This window comes from Corynebacterium sp. 22-2729, from assembly GCF_053479475.1.
The window spans coordinates 191790-209926 of the sequence record NZ_JBRBCA010000001.1 but is presented as its reverse complement, the minus strand read 5'-3'; the positions used below and the strand labels follow the sequence as shown (position 1 = coordinate 209926).

General features: G+C 59.2%; 16 protein-coding genes. 10 read left to right on the top strand and 6 right to left on the bottom strand.

The genetic code is table 11. The features are described 5' to 3' along the window. Positions 1–290 precede the first annotated feature (290 nt). Entirely contained in the window at positions 291–1934 is a 1644-nt protein-coding gene (groL, locus tag ACUY2T_RS00890) for a chaperonin GroEL (RefSeq protein ID WP_293792275.1), read from the bottom strand. A gap of 230 nt (positions 1935–2164) precedes the next feature. Between groL and ACUY2T_RS00885 the strand changes: the two genes are divergently transcribed. Then, complete coding sequence (locus tag ACUY2T_RS00885; RefSeq protein WP_448306991.1) at positions 2165–3568, top strand: M20/M25/M40 family metallo-hydrolase; 1404 nt, start codon at positions 2165–2167, stop codon at positions 3566–3568. Between the two features lie 130 nt (positions 3569–3698). Then, positions 3699–4319, top strand: a complete 621-nt coding sequence (locus tag ACUY2T_RS00880) for a hypothetical protein (RefSeq protein ID WP_448306990.1) — start codon at positions 3699–3701, stop codon at positions 4317–4319. 11 nt (positions 4320–4330) lie between these two features. Here the strand turns inward: ACUY2T_RS00880 and ACUY2T_RS00875 are convergent, their stop codons facing one another. The 3 genes from ACUY2T_RS00875 to ACUY2T_RS00865 form a co-directional block, all read right to left on the bottom strand. Beyond that, positions 4331–5509, bottom strand: coding sequence for a glutamate--cysteine ligase (locus ACUY2T_RS00875; protein WP_448306989.1), 1179 nt, complete (start codon positions 5507–5509; stop codon positions 4331–4333). Between the two features lie 49 nt (positions 5510–5558). Then, positions 5559–6272 (bottom strand): LytR C-terminal domain-containing protein, encoded by a 714-nt coding sequence (locus ACUY2T_RS00870; protein ID WP_448306988.1) that lies wholly within the window; start codon positions 6270–6272, stop codon positions 5559–5561. Positions 6273–6359: 87 nt separating this feature from the next. Further along, a complete protein-coding gene (locus ACUY2T_RS00865) occupies positions 6360–6569 on the bottom strand; it encodes a DUF3263 domain-containing protein (protein ID WP_448306987.1) in 210 nt (69 codons plus the stop codon). Positions 6570–6594: 25 nt separating this feature from the next. Here ACUY2T_RS00865 and ACUY2T_RS00860 point away from each other — a divergent pair, with 25 nt between their 5' ends. The 5 genes from ACUY2T_RS00860 (at position 6595) to ACUY2T_RS00840 (ending at position 11177) form a co-directional block, all read left to right on the top strand. Beyond that, positions 6595–7176: a peptide deformylase gene (locus ACUY2T_RS00860; protein WP_448306985.1), complete on the top strand. Its 582-nt coding sequence runs from the start codon at positions 6595–6597 to the stop codon at positions 7174–7176. Then, positions 7169–8203: an N-acetylglutamate synthase, CG3035 family gene (locus tag ACUY2T_RS00855; protein ID WP_448306983.1), complete on the top strand. Its 1035-nt coding sequence runs from the start codon at positions 7169–7171 to the stop codon at positions 8201–8203. The genes ACUY2T_RS00860 and ACUY2T_RS00855 overlap by 8 nt, the downstream gene beginning before the upstream one ends. Before the next feature lie 11 nt (positions 8204–8214). After that, positions 8215–9015, top strand: a complete 801-nt coding sequence (locus ACUY2T_RS00850; protein WP_448306981.1) for an exodeoxyribonuclease III — start codon at positions 8215–8217, stop codon at positions 9013–9015. A 3-nt stretch (positions 9016–9018) separates the two neighbouring features. Beyond that, complete coding sequence (gene cls / locus ACUY2T_RS00845) at positions 9019–10530, top strand: cardiolipin synthase (protein ID WP_448306978.1); 1512 nt, start codon at positions 9019–9021, stop codon at positions 10528–10530. Between the two features lie 104 nt (positions 10531–10634). Continuing rightward, positions 10635–11177, top strand: a complete 543-nt coding sequence (locus ACUY2T_RS00840; protein ID WP_293792260.1) for a MarR family winged helix-turn-helix transcriptional regulator — start codon at positions 10635–10637, stop codon at positions 11175–11177. Here ACUY2T_RS00840 and ACUY2T_RS00835 read toward each other — a convergent pair. Then, positions 11174–11986 (bottom strand): ABC transporter permease subunit, encoded by an 813-nt coding sequence (locus ACUY2T_RS00835; RefSeq protein ID WP_448306977.1) that lies wholly within the window; start codon positions 11984–11986, stop codon positions 11174–11176. The two genes, ACUY2T_RS00840 and ACUY2T_RS00835, sit on opposite strands and share 4 nt — an antisense overlap. Then, positions 11983–13053 (bottom strand): ATP-binding cassette domain-containing protein, encoded by a 1071-nt coding sequence (locus ACUY2T_RS00830; RefSeq protein ID WP_448306975.1) that lies wholly within the window; start codon positions 13051–13053, stop codon positions 11983–11985. The genes ACUY2T_RS00835 and ACUY2T_RS00830 overlap by 4 nt, the downstream gene beginning before the upstream one ends. Positions 13054–13129: 76 nt before the next feature. Here ACUY2T_RS00830 and ACUY2T_RS00825 point away from each other — a divergent pair, with 76 nt between their 5' ends. Genes ACUY2T_RS00825 through ACUY2T_RS00815 form a run of 3 tightly spaced genes read left to right on the top strand, consistent with a single transcriptional unit; the run spans position 13130 to position 18136 of the window. Next, positions 13130–14530, top strand: coding sequence for a hypothetical protein (locus tag ACUY2T_RS00825; protein ID WP_448306973.1), 1401 nt, complete (start codon positions 13130–13132; stop codon positions 14528–14530). Then, positions 14530–15630 carry a transporter substrate-binding domain-containing protein gene (locus tag ACUY2T_RS00820; protein WP_448306971.1) on the top strand — a complete coding sequence of 367 codons (1101 nt, stop codon included), beginning with the start codon at positions 14530–14532 and terminating at the stop codon, positions 15628–15630. Before ACUY2T_RS00825 ends, ACUY2T_RS00820 begins: the two co-directional genes overlap by 1 nt. Next, positions 15611–18136 (top strand): tetratricopeptide repeat protein, encoded by a 2526-nt coding sequence (locus tag ACUY2T_RS00815; protein ID WP_448306969.1) that lies wholly within the window; start codon positions 15611–15613, stop codon positions 18134–18136. The genes ACUY2T_RS00820 and ACUY2T_RS00815 overlap by 20 nt, the downstream gene beginning before the upstream one ends. Position 18137: the final 1 nt, after the last annotated feature.

The window sequence follows — 18137 nt, the reverse complement described above, 5'->3', positions numbered from 1 at the left end:
TCCTCTTAAGAGATTGAGGGGCGCCAGTTTTTCTGTGCCCAGAACTTTCTAGTGGTAGTGACGCCCCCTGTAGGCCGTCTGGGGAATACAGTAGCGTATCTGCGAAACAACACAACCCCTGAGAGGACTCTTCCCCACACCATTCCCCCAGCAGGGGGTAACAGTTTGGTAAAGTCCCTGCTCAGGGGTTATTTTACGGTTAGTATACCTAGGTAAATTTTAGGGAAACTAGCTATTTTTAACAGTTTTCCGGGACTCTTCCAAGCCCCGAGAAACTCGGGCTAAAGCCTTTAGAAGCCGCCCATGCCACCCATCTCATCGGCACCCGGCATAGCCGGTGCTTCAGGCTCCGGCTTATCCGCGACTACAGCCTCAGTCGTCAGGAACAGCGCGGCGATGGAAGCGGCGTTCTGCAGCGCAGAACGGGTCACCTTCACCGGGTCGGAAATGCCGGCCTCCAGGAGGTCCACATACTCGCCGGTGGCAGCGTTCAGACCCTGACCGACAGGCAGGTTGGCAACCTTATCGACAACCACACCGGGCTCCAGGCCAGCGTTGTGGGCGATCTGCTTCAGCGGGGAAGCCAGAGCGGCGCGCACAATCTGTACACCGGTTGCCTCGTCGCCTTCCAGACCCAGGTTGTCGTCCAGCACGCTGGCGGTCTGCAGCAGAGCTGCGCCACCGCCGGCGACAATGCCCTCCTCTGCGGCTGCCTTAGCGTTACGCACGGCATCCTCGATACGGTGCTTACGCTCCTTCAGTTCCACCTCGGTAGCAGCGCCGACCTGCAGCACTGCAACACCGCCGGACAGCTTAGCCAGTCGCTCCTGCAGCTTCTCTGCGTCGTAGTCGGAGTCTGCGTTCTCGATCTCCTGGCGGATCTGCTTGATACGGCCAGCCAGCTGTTCAGGGGAACCTGCACCATCGACGATGGTCGTGTCGTCCTTGGTCACCACAACCTTGCGGGCGGTGCCCAGCATTGGCAGGTCGGCGGTCTCCAGGGACAGGCCAACCTCCTCCGCGATAACCTGGCCACCGGTCAGGATCGCAATGTCCTGCAGCTGTGCCTTGCGGCGGTCGCCGAAGCCCGGTGCCTTCACGGCGACGGACTTGAAGGTGCCACGAATCTTGTTCACAACCAGGGTGGACAGAGCCTCACCCTCGATATCCTCAGCAACGATCAGCAGCGGCTTGCCGGACTGCATAACCTTCTCCAGCAGCGGCAGCAGATCCTTTACGTTGGAGATCTTGGAGCTAACCAGCAGGATGTACGGATCCTCCAGAACAGCCTCGCCACGCTCTACGTCGGTGGCGAAGTAACCGGAGATGTAGCCCTTGTCGAAGCGCATACCCTCGGTAACCTCAAGGTTCACACCGAAAGCGTTAGACTCCTCAACGGTGATCACACCGTCCTTGTTCAGCTGGCCATCGCCGACCTTGTACATAGCCTCGGCGATCAGCTGGCCGATCTTCTCATCAGCAGCAGAGATGCCAGCGGTAGCGGCGATCTGCTCCTGAGTCTCAATCTCCTTGGCGTGCCCCAGCAGCTCAGCCGTTACCTTCTCCACGCCAGCCTGGATACCGCGCTTAATACCCATTGGGTTGGAACCGGCTGCCACGTTGCGCAGTCCTTCACGGACCAGAGCCTGGGCCAGAACGGTAGCGGTGGTGGTGCCGTCGCCAGCGACGTCATCGGTCTTCTTGGCAACTTCCTTGACCAGCTCTGCGCCGATCTTTTCGTAGGGGTCTTCCAGCTCGATTTCGCGAGCGATCGTCACACCGTCGTTGGTGATCGTCGGGGCGCCCCACTTGCGCTCCAGGACGACGTTGCGTCCCTTCGGGCCGAGGGTTACCTTAACCGCGTCTGCCAGGGTGTTCAGACCCTTTTCCAGCCCGCGGCGTGCTTCTTCGTCGAATGCAATCATTTTAGCCATGAGGCTTTTCGATCCTCCGTTAGAGTTGGCGACACATACGGTTCAGATCAAGCGCCCGCGACGGCACGGGGGACGAATGTCGCGACGTCCACCCTCACTTCATCTGACGGTTATTTTCTGGCACTCCCTTAGTTCAAGTGCTAACCCCGTTTTTAGCACTCTCCCTTGCCGTCTGCAAGATACTGTCCAGGAGAGTCAGCTGTCCGAGACGGTCGCTACAGTAGTTATTTATGAGCGATACCAACATTGATTCCAATGCCTCTCAGTTAGACCTCGCACGCACCGCCATCGCGGAGCAGATGCCGCAGCTCAAGGAAGACCTCACCAAACTCGTATCTTTCAAGTCTGTCCACTCCACCCCAGGACTGGAGGAAGATAACGCCGCGGCCGCCCAGTGGGTCGTTGATGCTTTCACCAGCGTAGGCATTCCCGTCAGCGGCCATGTCACCACCGATGGCTCCACCTCCGTCATTGGCTTGCGTGAACCTGCCGAGGGCTACCCCACCATCCTTCTCTATTCGCACTTCGACGTTCAGCCTGCGGGTGATGTAACCGAGTGGACCGATGACCCGTGGACTCTTACCGAGCGCGATGGTCGCTGGTATGGCCGCGGAACCGCTGACTGCAAAGGCCACGTTGCCATGCACGTTGCAGTACTGCGCGCCCTTTCTATTCTTTCGGACGCCCACTTCCCCGCCGCTAAGAAACTCGGCATCCGGATCGTTGTCGAAGGCTCGGAAGAGCGCGGAGGCTATGGCTTGGAGGACCTTTTGGCCGAGAAGCCGGAGCTTTTCGCTGCCGACACTTTCCTGATTGCCGATTCCGGAAATGACGTTTTGGGCGAGCCAAGCCTCTGCACCGCGTTGCGCGGTTCCGCACCGGTGACAGTGCGACTCCGCACCCTGGAGCAACCCATGCACTCCGGCCAATTCGGCGGCGCGGCTCCCGATGCCCTCGTAGAGCTAGTGCAACTACTATCCACCCTGCACGACAGCGACGGCCTGGTGGCCGTCCCGGGGTTGGAACCAAAGGAGCGTTGGGGTGGCGTCGGACCAACCGAACAGGCATTCCGCGACAATGCCACGGTGACCGAGGGCGTGGAGCTCTACGGCACCGGCGAGTGGCAGCCGAACGATCTGACGGTAATGAACCCCTCCATCACGATCACAGGTTTGGATGCGCTATCCGTGGCGAACTCGGTGAATTCCGTTCCTGCAACGGCTGCGGCTGTAGTTAGCCTGCGCGTCCCCCCGGGACGCAACCCGCAGGAGTGCCAGGATCTGCTGGTCAAGCACCTGGAAAGCCAGAAGGTCAATGCGGAGATGGAGATCGAGCGTGGCTCTTTGGCGGAAGCCTTCCAGGCGGATACTTCCGGCCCGGCACTGCAGCTGCTCGGGGAGGCACTGAGCGAGGTGTACAGCAAGAAGACTATGGAGGTCGCGTCCGGCGGATCCATCCCGCTAACAAATAAATTGCTGGCTGCCCACCCAGAGGCAGAGCTTGCATTGTTCGGCATCGAAGAACCGACGTGCCGCATCCACTCGGCGGACGAATCGGTGGATCCGGCGGAGATCGAAGCCATCGCGACGGCAGAACTGCTATTCCTGCTACGCACCGCCGAAAATCTCATCTAATGAGAACTAAACAACAATTTGATTCTTATAGTGAGACGGATTACATTATTTAAGTAGCAATATTTTATAGAGGCGCCCCCACGGCACCCCTTTTAAGCCACTAGATCTTGTTCCAGAAATTCGAGTCATCATGAACGTTTCCTCTACGAACACCACGACCTTGATCCGTTTTGCGAGCCCGGACCAGGACCTGGATCTAGATGCGCCTGTATACACCCCGCTCCCCAGCGGCCGTCGCTCCACCGCGAAGACGTACAGCGAGCCGGTTCACACCCGTATCGAAAAGCGTCGCAAGCGCACCCGTACTTTCGCGGAGGATCCTTTCCGCGCTCGTTTCGGCCAGCGTCTGCCGGTAGGCATGCGTCAGGAAGCACGCGGCATGGAGTGGAAGAAGTTTATCCGCACCTACGCTCCCGCTACGATCCGCGTGGACTACCTGAAGTCCGCACGTCGCTCGCTGGGGCGGCACGACTTTGACATGCAAATCAGCGGCCTGCGCGCTGATGGTCAGTCAACTCGCGTACAGATCACCGCCATGGGAGCTTCCTCTGCCATGAGCGAGACTCTGGCCGACCACGGATTCCAGGTAGAGATCGCCGAGTTCCACCAGTACGACATCTTCGAGGCCACCGTGACCTTCATCTACGCGGTGCACAAGTCCAAGCGTGTATGGGCCGTCGGCTTCGGCGCGGATCGCGATACTTCTATCGCGAACGCTCTGTGCAACGCGGCTTCCCGCCTGCACTTTTAATAGCTCACGAGCTATACAGACTTACGCAGCGAGTCCACCGTCAGATCTACTGCCGCGGTCCAGGCCCCTGGCTGCGTAAAGCCACCTTCTACCCCATCGTCGCCACGGGTGCGGGTGCCGGGTTCCGGCGCTGCACCGTGTGCGCGAGCTGCTGCCCGCTGCAGGGCATAGTCGCCACCGCGGGCGATAAGCCTACGTACACCCTGCAGCTCTGCCGCACAGCCCAGCTCCTCAGACAATGGCGTGAGCCTGTCCACCCATGCGTCCAACTCGTCGGTGACCAGTGCCTCATTGGTATCTCGGTCGGTAATAATCAGCGCATCCAGACCATAGCGCGCGGCCCGCCACTTGTTTTCCGCAACGTGCCAAGGCTGCAGCTTTGGCAGCTCATGACCCTCATCCAGCCCGCGCTCGAAGTACACCACTAAGCAATGGGTGTAGGCCGCGATGGCAGCAAGCTCCCACAGCTCCATCGTCGCGTCGGCAAAGCGCGTCTCGACCGTGCCGTACTTGGTGGGGCGCACATCGAAATGCATCGAACCGGTGTGATTAATCACTCCGGAACGGTCTTGATCCCGGTTAAATTCCTCCCACTGCTCCCACGACTCGAATTGATAGGGCATCCCTGCAGTCGGTAGCTGCCGGTACAGCAGTGTGCGGTTGGAGGAGTAGCCAGTATCCAGCCCTTCCCACGCGGGTGAACTAGCCGACATCGCCAAAATGTGCGGATAGTGCGTCATCAGCGCGTTGATGATAGGCCAGACCTTTTCTTTGGACCCCACGCCTACGTGTATGTGGACTCCCCAGATCAGCATTTGCCGACCCCAGTACTGAGTGCGCTCGATGATTTCCTGGTAGCTCCCCTTTTCGCTGAGCTTTTGATCTCCCCAATGCGCAAATGGGTGGGTACCTGCCGAGAACAGGTTTACGCCTATGTCATCCGCACACTCTAATAGCTGTTTCACCTGGCAGTGCAGATCCTCAACAGCCTCAGGAATCGTGGAATGCACGCTCGACACCATCTCTACGGTGTTCGCCAGAAATTCCCGGATAACCTTATGGCCTGGATGGATTTCATCCATCCGCTCCAGCAGTTCTGCGGCACGCGGTACCAGGTCGCGAGTTTCGGGGTCGACCAGGGCGACTTCCCACTCAATGCCGACAGTAGGTGCGGAACCCGGGAAGTCCATCTTGGCCCCTTAAACGGATCTAGGCAGAAGTTAAAAGAATATACTTACTTTAGCGGGGCATGTCATTTGTTGTCACAACAACCACACCTGCGGGACGCTCCCCCTCCAGCATCTTTACCCCCTCAAGGCTGCGATCCGTCGCCTCATCGCGCTCACGCGCCTCGATGCCAAGATCCGAAGCAAGCTGTTCAGCCAGCTGACGTTCGGCGTCATTGCCCTTCGGGTAGAGCACCACAGACTTCGGGAACGTACCCGACTCGTCCGGTAGGTTACCCACGCCGGTCTTGCTCCACTGCTGGTGGCGCATCTTGTTAGCTACGTCGCCGGCGAGCCCTGCGATGGGGCTGTTATTAAGGACGGCCACGTAGGTGTTTTCTTTATTGACGCCACCTTCCGCCCCTGCCGCTTCACCCTCACCTCGGTCTGCAGCGGAAGCATTTTCGCGGCTTCCCTGTTCGTCTTCTGGCTTCGGCTTGTCAGGTTCCGAAGCCGATGTCGCAGAAGCGTCCTGTTTTGCCGGAACCTGCTGGCCCTGCTGCCCCTTCTGATCCGGCTGGCCCTGCTGGCTCGGCTGGCTCTGCTGGCTCTGGCTAGCTTGAGGGGATTCTTCGGAGTCCTTGCTAGTCATGGAGAATACGCCCCAGCCGATCAGCAGAACGGCTACGGCGAGCAGGATCATGGCCAGGCCGCGCAGCGGCAGGCCGAGGTTCTCATCATCCGCGGAGTCGTCGAGTGCATGGCGTGGTCGATTCGATTCAGTCACGCCTCAGATTTTAACTTCTGTAACATTAGTAACAAGCCTGACACGCGCATTTTCTCCGCGCTTCACTCGAGCGCTCTAGCCAGCGCGCTACCCTTCGTCGCGGCGGCGCAACAGCATCCGCACTAACACCGGATCAAAATCCAATGCCTCCGGCCGCTCTATCAAGCGATTGAGCTGCTGGAAATAGCGCACCGGATCCACCCCGAACTCACCGCGGATATGCTCATTTTTCGCACTGTTATCCAGCCACCAGCGGCGCTCAAACTCCAAAATGGCGATCTCTCGGTCTGACAACATGGAACTAGATTCTAGACTGTCTGTTATGACCATCATGCCTATCGTCATCTGTGGCGACCCCGTCCTACATAACCCCACCACCGAGGTAGATCCTGCCGAGATCGGCGACCTCGCCACCGTGATCGAAGATATGTTCGAGACCCTCTCCGCCGCCAATGGCGTAGGGCTCGCTGCCAACCAGGTTGGCGTCAACAAAAGATTCTTTGTCTACGACTGCCCCGACACAGAACTGGGCACAATGCGCCGCGGCTGCGTAATCAACCCAGTGCTAGAAACCAGCGAGATCCCAGAGACCATGCCAGACGACGAGGAGGATGAGGAAGGCTGCCTGTCCGTCCCTGGTTATTCCTTCCCCACCGGGCGCGCCGACTGGGCACGAGTAACTGGCCTCGATGAAAACGGTGAAGAGGTGACCGTGGAAGGCACCGGTTTCTTCGCCCGCTGCCTTCAGCATGAAGTCGGGCACCTCGACGGTTTCCTATACACCGACACCCTGATTGGCCGTTGGAAGCGCAAGTCGAAGAAGGCCATCAAGGCCGAGGGCTGGGATCACGCGGGCAACACCTGGACTCCCGGAGTGGACGAGGACCCTTTCGGGCATGAATAAAGACACGACCTTCTCCGCCGCCCACGCCGGCGCGCGGCGTCTGGAGGGCTTCGGGTTCCCGATTTCCCGTCGTACCGACCCGGTAAGTATCCGGCCTGGCACACGCGTAGTGGTGCGCCACCTGGTACTCAACACCGGCCAGAACACCAACACCGTTACCGATGCGATCGGTGTGCTGCGCAGCGTAAGCCCCTTGCAGGTCGACGATCTAATCATCGCCGATGAGGACGTAGTGGTGCTCAAGACTCTCAGCGCCAAGCCTGTGCGCAACAGCGATATCCGCACTCTGGAAACAGCAAAAGCGGCTGCGTTCCCCGGCATCGATAACCAACTGATTGGCGGGTGGCTGGCGCGCGCAGGCGATGGCATCACCGAACGCAGCAACTCTGCGGTGCCGATCGGCCCCAATGCCGGCCTGCAAGAAGTTCCTTTGACCCAGCTGGAGGAGTTCTATAGCTCCCACGGACTTCCCTGCCAACTAATGATCCCCGATCGAATCGGACGCGCCGCCGAGCATCTCCCAGGTCAGCGGGGACCAGAGATCCTCGTTATGAGCAAAGAACTGGGGCAACGTCATACCTCAGAATCAAACGGCCACCTCCAGACCCCCTCTCTAACCGACGCGCGTGTGGAACTGACTGTGGATGCAGAACCCGATACTGAGTGGTTCTCCATGTACAAGTTCCGCGGGCAACCCCTCCCGCGGAAAGCACTGGACCTGCTGAGCCGCCGTATCGACGGACAGCTGGGCTTCGCACGCCTCACCGTCGACGACAATCTCGCAGCCATCGCCCGCGCCACCATCACCAATGGATGGCTAGGCTATTCCGCCGTCGCAGTTGGCCCCGCCTACCGCCGTCGCGGTCTGGGAACTCTACTGTGCCAGCATCTTCTGGATTGGGGCGCCGCCAACAGTGCCACCCGAGCCTATTTGGATGTCATAGACTCCAACACCGCCGGAAAAGCCCTGTACCACAAGCTCGGATTCAGCGAACACCACCGCAGTCGTAGTTTGCGTACGCGCTAGAATGCTTAACCATGCGTATCGCCACGTGGAACATCAATTCTGTCCGCACCCGCGAGGAAAGGGTGCGTGCATTTCTGCAGCGCAGCGACGTTGACGTGCTATGTCTGCAGGAAACCAAGTGCACCGACAAACAGTTCCCGGACTTTTCCGACACGGGCTACGAGCAAGCTCACTTCGGACTCCACAGCTTCAACGGTGTGGCCATCTTGTCGCGGTTGGGGCTGGAAGATGTCCAGACCGACTTCGGCCAACCCGGCTTCGACAAGGATCTGGACGCCACACAGTCCCTGGAAGCGCGCGCCATTGGCGCTATCTGCGGTGGCGTGGAGATCTGGAGCCTTTACGTTCCGAATGGCCGAGAGATCGCGGATCCGCACTACTCCTACAAGTTGCGGTGGCTCGATACCCTCGCGAAATACGCCAGTGGCGCGGGCGTGGGGGCGTCAAAAAGAAAGAGCAGCCACAAATTATGCCTGGTCGGCGACTACAACATCGCCCCGCGCGACGAGGACGTATGGGATCGCAGCTACTTCAACGGAAGGACGCACGTAACCCCCAATGAGCGCGCCCGCCTGCGCGCTTTAGAGGATGCGGGAATGCAGGCTGCGACGGACCTCGTAGCCGACGAATACACGTACTGGGATTACCAGGCCATGCGTTTCCAAAAGGGCGAGGGGATGCGCATCGACCTGCAGTACTCCCGCGGTATCACCCCTACAGGCGCACGGGTCGATCGCGATGAGCGCAAGGGCAAAGGTGCCTCCGACCACGCACCCGTGATCGTGGACTACGACTCAGACGGTGAGGAATAAACTATGCCCATCCCTGATCTCCTCGGCCTGTTTAGCCAGTTCACCGACGACTTGGAATGGTGGCAGGTCACGTTGGTTGTTCTGGACTACACGCTCAAGGTCTTTGCCCTCGGCTGGGTCCCTAAAGAACGACGCCCAACGTCTGCCATGGCCTGGCTTCTCGCCATATTCCTGATCCCCTTCCTTGGCATTTTCCTATTCCTGCTGATGGGATCACCAGCGATCAATCGACGGCGTCACCGCATCCAGAACCAGGCGAACGAGCTGATCCGCACGATGAGCTCCAACGAACCCGACGTACCCGAGGACAGCGAACTCAGTGACGAACTGCGCTCGCTGGTGCGCCTCAATCGCGAGTTGACAGCTCTGCCTGCCGTCGACGGAACGATGGTTGCGCTGCACTCGGAGTACCGGGAATCGATTGCTGCAATGACCCGCGCTGTCGACTCGGCCAAAGACTACGTCAACGTCGAAATTTACATCATGGCCTGGGATAATACGACTGCACCTTTCTTCGAGGCGCTGGGCCGAGCCGCGCAACGTGGGGTGACGGTGCGCGTGCTGTGGGATCACATCGGCGCCCACAAGTACAAGGGCAACAAGAAGCTGGGCAAGAAGCTGCGCGCTATGGGTGTGGACTGGCAAGTTATGCTGCCGCTGCAACCACTGAAGTGGCGCTTCCGCCGTCCCGATCTGCGCAACCACCGCAAGCTGGTGGTCGTGGATGGCCGGGTCGCATTCATGGGTTCACAGAACATGATCGAGGCACCCTATCAAAGCTCAAAGAACCACAAGATCGGCCGTGAATGGGTAGACGTCATGGCAGAGCTCACCGGCCCGATCGTCAGCACCATCAACTCTGTGTTCGCGGTGGACTGGTACACCGAAACCAATGAAGAACTGAACCTCATCAACCCCACGGATGCCAAACAGCGATTGGACACGAACAATGAGGACACCGGCGCTGACATCATGCAGGTCGTGCCCTCCGGTCCAGGTTTTACCACCGAGCCAAACCTGCGCCTTTTCACCTCCATCGCCCATCATGCAAAGCACACGCTGCGGCTGATCAGCCCGTATTTCATCCCTGATGAGTCCCTCATGGAAGCCGTGACCACGGCTTGCTACCGCGGGGTGCGGGTGGAGCTATATGTTTCCGAGAAGTCGGACCAACCGCTGGTGGGGCATGCCCAGGCTTCGTACTACTCCGAGCTTTTAAAGGCCGGTGTGCACATGTACCTATACCCCTACCCGAAAGTGCTGCACTCCAAGTTCGCCATTGCCGATGGCGAGGTGGCTGTGATGGGCAGCTCCAACATGGACATGCGCAGCTTTGGCCTGAACTACGAGATCTCTTTGATGGTCGGCAAGGGCGAGTTACTCAATGCACTGCGAGAGCTCACCAACGAATACAAAGAACGCTCGGCGCTGTTGACCGAGGAGCAATGGAGTACGCGCCCGCTCCACAAGCAGTACGTGGATAACGTTGCCCGTCTCACCAGTGCTTTGCAATAAGTAACTTTCATTATTGCCAATTAACGCAATAGCACTTTTGCCGTCATATAGGGTGATTCACAAGCTACTAAGAACGTCCGAACGCTAAAAGAGAGTATCGCCTGATGACCCCGTCACCCCAGAAGCCGCCACAGACGCCTTCCCACCCTCCGGTACGCGGACGTAAGGCACCCGAAATTCTGCCGGAGATCGACGTCGCAGAGATCGCCACCGCAGTGTACGACTTTCTTTCCGCCACGCGACGTTTGATGGAGCGTCCCAACCAGTCGCTGGAGATCTCCCAGTCGGAGATCGAGGTGCTGCAGTTCATCTCTCAACACCCCGGATGCGGAGTATCGGACGTGGCACGTCTGCGTTTCCTCCGCGCTTCCAATGTCTCGGCAACGGTGCGCCGCCTCATCAATGCGGGGCTTATCCGCCGGCAGGCTAACCCAGAGGACAAACGCGCCCAGGATCTCTATCTCACGGACGATGGCGTGGATATGATGAACTCCATTACTGACGAGTGGGCGCTTATTATCACCAAGGCCACCGACCGGATGGATGCCCGCGATATCGCCAAGCTACGCCGTGGTGTGCCCGCCCTACGAAACCTTTCTTTGGCAGCCGAGTCGCTGGTGGATGACCTTCAGCGCAATCCAGACTAAGCGTCGCGCTTCTTCAGCATTACAAGCCCGACCAAGAACAGCACCACGCACCACGCAGCGAAGTACAGAATCGAACCCGTCTGCCCCCAAGGCGCATCTTCAAGATCACGCATGCCGGTAAACGCATCGGCGTTGGTAAAGGGCATGTACGGCGGCAGCCAATCGCGCACCTTGGGTACGAGCTGCACCAGAGTGCCCTCAATTACCAGGTTCCACAGCAGCATAATGGCAATGCCACCAGCGGTATTGCGAACAAGGTAGCCCACACCGATGGCCGCTGCAATGGTCAGCAGCACGAAGATTTCAATACGACCGACGCGCTCCCACAGGCCGTCAGCACCTAGGCCGGCTTTACTCAGTAATTCCTGATCTTCGAGCTTCCAGCCCAGCGACCAGCGGGCGATGATGGTACCCAGGACATTGGAAATGAAGGCCACCACGGATGCCACCACGCCATAAACCACAAACTTCGCGAACGGCACCTGCCATCGAGTCGGCGTAGCCAGCAGGGTGGTCTTGCTTGTGTTCGCACCGTATTCGGTGGTCACCAGCATGACTGCCTGGATCATGACGATCATCATGCCGAAGGAGAGGAAGCCGCTCAGTCCCATGCTGGAATCAATCGACCCAGCGACGCTAAGGTACAGCTCCGGATCCTTCTTGGCATCTTCACTGGTCAACAACGATCCGGTCATCATACCGTTGAGCAGCGCGAAGCCCAGGGAGAAGAACAGGATCAGTCCAGTGGTCCACCACAGCGCCTTTGTACTGCGGAGCTTGATCCACTCCGAATTAATGACCCTCATCATTTCTTGTCCCCTTCCTTCTTCAGGCGTACAGCATTACCGGTTTCTTTTTGACGCTCTTCCGACGGCTCAGATTTCTTGGCATCCCTGACATCTTTGTCTTTTTTGCCGTCGGCACCGTCTTGCGCCTTCGGGGCTCCGCCCTTCGCTGACTCGACATTTGCGTGGTACTCCACATGCTCCTGAGTCATGCGCAGGTATGCATCCTCCAGGCTCGGACGCTTCTCGGACAGTTCTCGCAGACGCAGTCCATAGCTGTACGCCAAGGCACCCACCCAGTCGCTCTCCTGCTGCGGGATGGTAATGGTCGGACGGCCGTCAAGATCCGTGCCCAACTCGTAACGCATCTTTTCTTCCGTCAGCGCTGCCTTCATCTCCTCGACGTGGTCGGTGCGCACAACAGTGGAGACCTCAGAGGTGGACTTAATAAACTCGTGGGTGCGCTGGTTAGCAACCAGACGTCCCTTGCCGATCACGATGAGGTGGTCGGCAGTCTGTGCCATCTCACTGAGCAAGTGCGAACTGATGAGGACTGTGCGGCCCTCACGTGCCAGTGCACGGACGAAGTCACGCACCCAGCGGATACCCTCCGGATCCAAACCGTTAACGGGCTCGTCCAGGATCAAAACCTCCGGGTCGCCCAGCAACGCACAGGCCAGACCTAGGCGCTGGCCCATACCCAGCGAAAACTTGCCGGCCTTACGCCCTGCCACATCGCTGAGCCCCACGACGCCCAGCACCTCATCCACACGCTTCTTGGAAAAGCCATTGGCTGCAGCGACCCATTGCAGGTGCGCAGCGGCGCTGCGGTTGGGGTGAACCCACTTGGCATCCAGCAGCGTGCCTACCTTCTCTAAAGGGCGGGCGAACTCGGAGTACGCCTTGCCATCAATACGGGCAGTCCCCTTCGTCGGCTTATCCAAGCCAACGATCATGCGCATCGTGGTGGACTTGCCAGCACCATTAGGCCCCAAGAAACCAGTAACGATTCCGGGAGAGACCTCAAAGTTCAAATCATCGACTACCGTGGTGCCCTTATAGGCTTTGGTAAGAGAACTGACCGTAATCATGGGTTCTAGTGTGCCATACTAAGTCACCTTTAAGCAGACTTTATGGACGCGGAATTACTTAGTCCGTATATACTTTATGGCTATGCCCCCAGTGACTGCGTTCGAGGCAGACCGGTGGATGGACAGCGATGAGCACCCCACCGGTCGTGGCAGGTCGTTTAAGGGGTTCGTGAACCCGGCGTTGGAAGCGCCGCGACGGTTCTTAAGATTCGCCTCCACATCCCCCGGGCTCCTCACTATCGTCTCCACCATTTTGGTGATGGCTATTCTCGCGGCGGGCGGAGCCATGGTCTACAGCTCGCAAAGCCGTCAATCGCAGCTAAACACTCTGGTCAGCCGAACCGAGCCATTGTCGGACGCAGCACAGGAGCTCTTTAATTCGCTGTCCGTAGCCGATTCGGTGGCCACCACCAGCTTCCTTCGAAAGTCCACTAGCGACACAGCTACGCAGGCCTATGATTCCGCAATGTCGAACGCCTCGTCCTCCATCATTCGCGCTACCAGTGGCATCGACGATATTGAGTCGCGGGAAATGGAATTGGTGCTGCAAATCCAGAACTCGCTGCCGGACTACACCAGGCTGATGTCCAATGCGCAGACACACGATCGACTGCGAAACCCCGTTGGCGCCTCGTATCTCTCCCAGGCCTCCACCCTGATGCAGGAAACGATGCTGCCCGCCGCCCAGGAGCTTTATTCCCGCACTTCCGAGGAAGTCTCCACCCAGCAGGGGAAGCTCTCCGCTCCCCTCTGGTTCCCCCTCTCCGGCATCGTGGCGGCACTCATCATGTTGATGATTGCCCAGTTCTGGCTCGCAGCATTAACCAATAGGCGCCTCAACATCGGATACGTTGCGGCTACGGGGCTTATGCTGTTCGCCCTCGTATGGGCGTCAATAAGCGCCGCCCTGACGTGGCACGCCGGTAACCAAAACGTGGAGGGCACCGTGCGACCACTCGAGCAGCTCACTGCTGTGCGCATTTCCGTGCAGCAGTCGCGTACCCAGGAAGCGCTGGGATTGATTCCGCGCGACTACGGCGAGGATCGCCAACAGGAGTTCTCGGAAGCAATGTCGGATATCGACGGAAAGTTGGAGTCGCTCCGCAGCCAAGTTAGCCACCCCGAGCACATCGATACCGCCCGCGAAGCTCTCCGCTCCTGGGATGCCTCACACGCAAAGATGGTCTCCGAACTGCAAAATGGACGGTACACCGAGGCTCTTGCTGCAGCGCTGGACACGAATGTGCCGGACGGCAAAAAGAAAGTTCACAACTCGGGCGAGGACACCTCTGACTACACCATCGTCGACAAGGAAATGCAGGAGCTCATCAGCAGCACCCGCACGGAGCTGCGCGATACGCTAGTCGAAGGTCGCACTGCCGCTGGTCGCGTGACTAACCTGGTGCTGGCTCTAACGGTCGTGTCCGCACTGTGCGTCATCGGCGGAACCAGGCCCCGACTGCAGGAGTTCCTCTAATGAGACAGCACACCTCGCGAAAAACAACGTTTCGGCCAGTGGCTGCAGCGCTCGCCGTCACCGCACTCGCCGTCACCTCCGCGTGCACAGAAGAGAGCCCGCGTTTGCCTGAATGGCCTACCGTTCGGCACGACGCCAGCGAGAATCTTCCCTACGGGGCAACGTACGCGAAGCCGAGCGAGGTGCCGAGCGATGGTGACGCCGCAGCGGATGCGAATGCGAGCATCGACAACACGGGCACGGAGGAACCGTTTGGCTCGATCAAGCCGGATAACCGTGAGCCGAAGGAGCGTATTCCGGAGATCATGCGCCGGGGTCGCCTTATCGTCGGCGTGGCCCAATCGCTCAACCGCCTGGGCTTCCGCGATCCCGTTTCCGGGGACGTGGCTGGATTCGAGGTCGACTTGGCACGGGAGATCGCCCGCGATATCTTCGGCGATCCCAACAAAATCGAGTTCCGCTACGTGGAAAGCCGCGAGCGCGCTGAGGCACTAAAGAGCGGCGACGTGGACGTTGTTGTACGTACGATGTCGCCGACCCGCTCACGCCAGTCGAAACTCGAGTTTTCTATCCCCTACCTGCAGGTTCATTCGCGCCTTTTGGTCTTGAGCGATTCCAAGATCGAGAGTTTTGCCGATCTGCATGACAAGACGGTGTGTGTCACGCGCGATTCGACCTCCGCGGTGCGCATCAAGCAATACGATGTAGGCCGACTCCTACTCACCCGCGCATGGACTGATTGTTTGATGGCCATGCAACGCTTCCAAACGGACGCTATCTATACCGATGACGCCATCCTCACCGGCCTGCAGGCTCAGGATCCCTACACCACTCTCGTGGCTGACAACCCCGTGTCCAACTACTATGCGGTAGCCGTATCGCCCCCGGGCTTCCCGAAGAATACGACGGGACTGATGATGCAGGTGAACTCCACCATGGAAAGAATCCGCCGAGATGGGACGTGGAGGGACCTTTATGACAAATGGCTGGCGGACTACTTAGGGCCGGCGTCATCCCTACCGATCAAATACCGCAGCGAAGAAGAGTCGAAGGAACTTAACAAGATCCGGCGAAAGGCGAATGGCGATGCAGCAGGATAACGAGCATCCAAGCGAACCTGAGGACCGCACCGAAGCGGTGCTGTATGACCCCTTCGCTGACGACGAGGATAGCGAGCCTACTGAGGTTACCGAGGCGACTGACGCAACCGACGCTACCGAAGCTGAGGAGCGCACCGAAGCCGTCACCTTTGACCCCTTCGCTGACGACGAGGAGGACGGCAAAGACAAAGACGGAGACGCAGACGAAGACACAGAAGAGCACACAGAAGCCGTCGCCTTCGATCCTTTCGCCGATGACGAAGACACGGACGCAACAATCCAACACACGGTACCGGCCGGCACGCCGGCCAGTGCGATGGATTCGGGTGAACGTTCCCGTATCGAGGCGCTGTCGACGTTCCGCAAACGGCGCGGAACGTACCGCCACGGAGCGTCGGTGGCTGACGGCATGGTGCAGCTGCCGTTCATCCTGCCTACCGACCCTGAAGACGCAGTCATCGACCCCAGTTCTGCGGTCGAGAAGGGCGTGGAGGCCCCTACCCTGAAGCCGGGTGACATCATCGCTGGCCAGTACGAAATCCTAGGCCCCATCGCACATGGTGGCTTGGGATGGGTGTACATCGCTATCGACCACAACGTCGCCGACCGCTATGTGGTTCTCAAAGGCATGATGGCCACAAAGAACGAGCAGGAACGAGCTGTCGCCGAATCCGAACGGGCATTCCTGGCGGACATTACACACCCCGGAATCGTGAAGATTTTCAACTTCATCGACGACCCCCGCTCCCCGGGCGGTTTCATCGTGATGGAGTACGTCGGCGGGCCGTCGCTGCGCGGACAGCGGCGCAAGTTGGCGGCAGGCGTGCTGGATCTAGACGTGGCCATCGGCTACATTCTGGAAATCCTGCCAGCGCTTGACTATCTGCACTCCCGCGGAGTGGTGTACAACGACCTGAAGCCGGACAACATTCTGATCACCGAAGATCAGGTGAAGCTCATTGATCTGGGAGCAGTGACAGGCATCGGTGCTTTCGGCCATATTTTCGGAACGAGGGGCTTTCAGGCTCCCGAGATTGCAAAGACCGGCCCTACCATCGCCAGTGATATTTACTCGGTTGGTCGCACCCTCGCCGCGCTGATTGTAAAGCTGCCGGTAGTCGATGGAGTGTACGCACCGAAGCTGCCAACCCCGGACGAGGAACCACTGTTCCGCGAGTACCTTTCGCTATATCGCCTGCTACTGCGGGCTACGGACGAAGATCCGGACGTGCGTTTTAGCTCCGCGACGGCTATGGCGAACCAGCTGATCGGCGTGCTGCGCGAGATTCTGGCCATCCGCGACGGGCGCCACTACCCACACCTCAATACTCGCTTTACCGCGCAGCGCAGCACGTTCGGCACCAAGCACATCCTGTTCCGCACCGACCAGCTGGTTGATGGTGTGGTGCGGTCTGCGGAGATCTCCGTGCCGGAGGTCATTAGCGCGTTACCAACCCCGCTGGCCGATTCCAGCGATCCCGGTTATAGGCTGCTATCTGCCACTAGCTTTACCGAGGCCGGCGACCTTTTGGATACCCTTCACACTGCGTACACCCAACCAGAGTTGAAGCATTCCGTGGAGATTCCCCTGGCCATGGTGCGCGCGCAGTTGGACGTCGGCAAGACGCGCGAGGCCCAAGACCTCCTGGCGGAACTGAAACCACGGTTGGAAAATGATTGGCGCTTCCAATGGCACTCGGGAATCGCTGCTCTTTTGACCGGACAGTTCGCCGCGGCACAGAAGTTCTTCAACAGGGTGCTGTACATCCTGCCTGGTGAGCCTGCACCGAAGCTGGCGCTGGCCGCCACCGATGAACTCCTGCTGCAGCAGCAGGGCGTGAACTCGACGAAGCTGCTGAGCGAGCATGTTGCGCGCGCAGCCTCTGCCCTGGCTTATGCCCAACGGCTACCAGTGAAGGACTACACAGGCGTGCCCGGTTGGGAACATGTCACGCTCGATCCGGTCTCGCTCCGCTTCCATGCAATGCGTCTATACGGCCTGGTATGGGCAACGAACCCCTCCACAGTGTCAAGTGCGTTTGGCCTGGCTCGGCAGCTACATGCGGAGGGAATGGTCGACTCAGCCGTGGGTGCGCTCGACCGCCTGCCCCAGGCTTCGCGGCACAATCGTTTGGCGCGGTTGACGTCTATTTTGCTGCTTATTTCTGACGCCAATAGTCTCACCGAGTCCCGTATCCGCCGTGCGGCACGACGTTTGGAAACGCTGCCGACTAACGAGCCGCGCCTGGCTCAGGTTCGGATCGCGGTGCTCAGCGCGGGGCTGACATGGTTGCGAGGCGGCAGCGACCCCACGGGGACGCACAACACTAAGGAAAAGAGGCATGCTGCAGCCGCGCCTCTGTTTGACGTGCGTTTCACTGAGCGTGGGCTGCGCACCGGTTTGGAATCAAGCCTGCGCCTGCTAGCTCGCCAGGCTCCGTTCCCCCGCCACCGGTATCACCTGGTGGACATGGCCAACCGGATCCGCCCACGAACCTGGCTCTAAA

What these genes read in the sequence shown, in the direction of transcription:
- ACUY2T_RS00860 (WP_448306985.1), top strand. Translation starts at nt 6,595, where the DNA reads ATGACCATCATGCCTATCGTCATCTGTGGCGACCCCGTCCTACATAAC.
- ACUY2T_RS00815 (WP_448306969.1), top strand. Translation starts at nt 15,611, where the DNA reads ATGGCGATGCAGCAGGATAACGAGCATCCAAGCGAACCTGAGGACCGC.
- ACUY2T_RS00830 (WP_448306975.1), bottom strand. Translation starts at nt 13,053, where the DNA reads ATGATTACGGTCAGTTCTCTTACCAAAGCCTATAAGGGCACCACGGTA.
- groL (WP_293792275.1), bottom strand. Translation starts at nt 1,934, where the DNA reads ATGGCTAAAATGATTGCATTCGACGAAGAAGCACGCCGCGGGCTGGAA.
- ACUY2T_RS00880 (WP_448306990.1), top strand. Translation starts at nt 3,699, where the DNA reads ATGAACGTTTCCTCTACGAACACCACGACCTTGATCCGTTTTGCGAGC.
- ACUY2T_RS00885 (WP_448306991.1), top strand. Translation starts at nt 2,165, where the DNA reads ATGAGCGATACCAACATTGATTCCAATGCCTCTCAGTTAGACCTCGCA.
- cls (WP_448306978.1), top strand. Translation starts at nt 9,019, where the DNA reads ATGCCCATCCCTGATCTCCTCGGCCTGTTTAGCCAGTTCACCGACGAC.
- ACUY2T_RS00840 (WP_293792260.1), top strand. Translation starts at nt 10,635, where the DNA reads ATGACCCCGTCACCCCAGAAGCCGCCACAGACGCCTTCCCACCCTCCG.
- ACUY2T_RS00850 (WP_448306981.1), top strand. Translation starts at nt 8,215, where the DNA reads ATGCGTATCGCCACGTGGAACATCAATTCTGTCCGCACCCGCGAGGAA.
- ACUY2T_RS00825 (WP_448306973.1), top strand. Translation starts at nt 13,130, where the DNA reads ATGGCTATGCCCCCAGTGACTGCGTTCGAGGCAGACCGGTGGATGGAC.
- ACUY2T_RS00855 (WP_448306983.1), top strand. Translation starts at nt 7,169, where the DNA reads ATGAATAAAGACACGACCTTCTCCGCCGCCCACGCCGGCGCGCGGCGT.
- ACUY2T_RS00835 (WP_448306977.1), bottom strand. Translation starts at nt 11,986, where the DNA reads ATGATGAGGGTCATTAATTCGGAGTGGATCAAGCTCCGCAGTACAAAG.
- ACUY2T_RS00875 (WP_448306989.1), bottom strand. Translation starts at nt 5,509, where the DNA reads ATGGACTTCCCGGGTTCCGCACCTACTGTCGGCATTGAGTGGGAAGTC.
- ACUY2T_RS00865 (WP_448306987.1), bottom strand. Translation starts at nt 6,569, where the DNA reads ATGTTGTCAGACCGAGAGATCGCCATTTTGGAGTTTGAGCGCCGCTGG.
- ACUY2T_RS00820 (WP_448306971.1), top strand. Translation starts at nt 14,530, where the DNA reads ATGAGACAGCACACCTCGCGAAAAACAACGTTTCGGCCAGTGGCTGCA.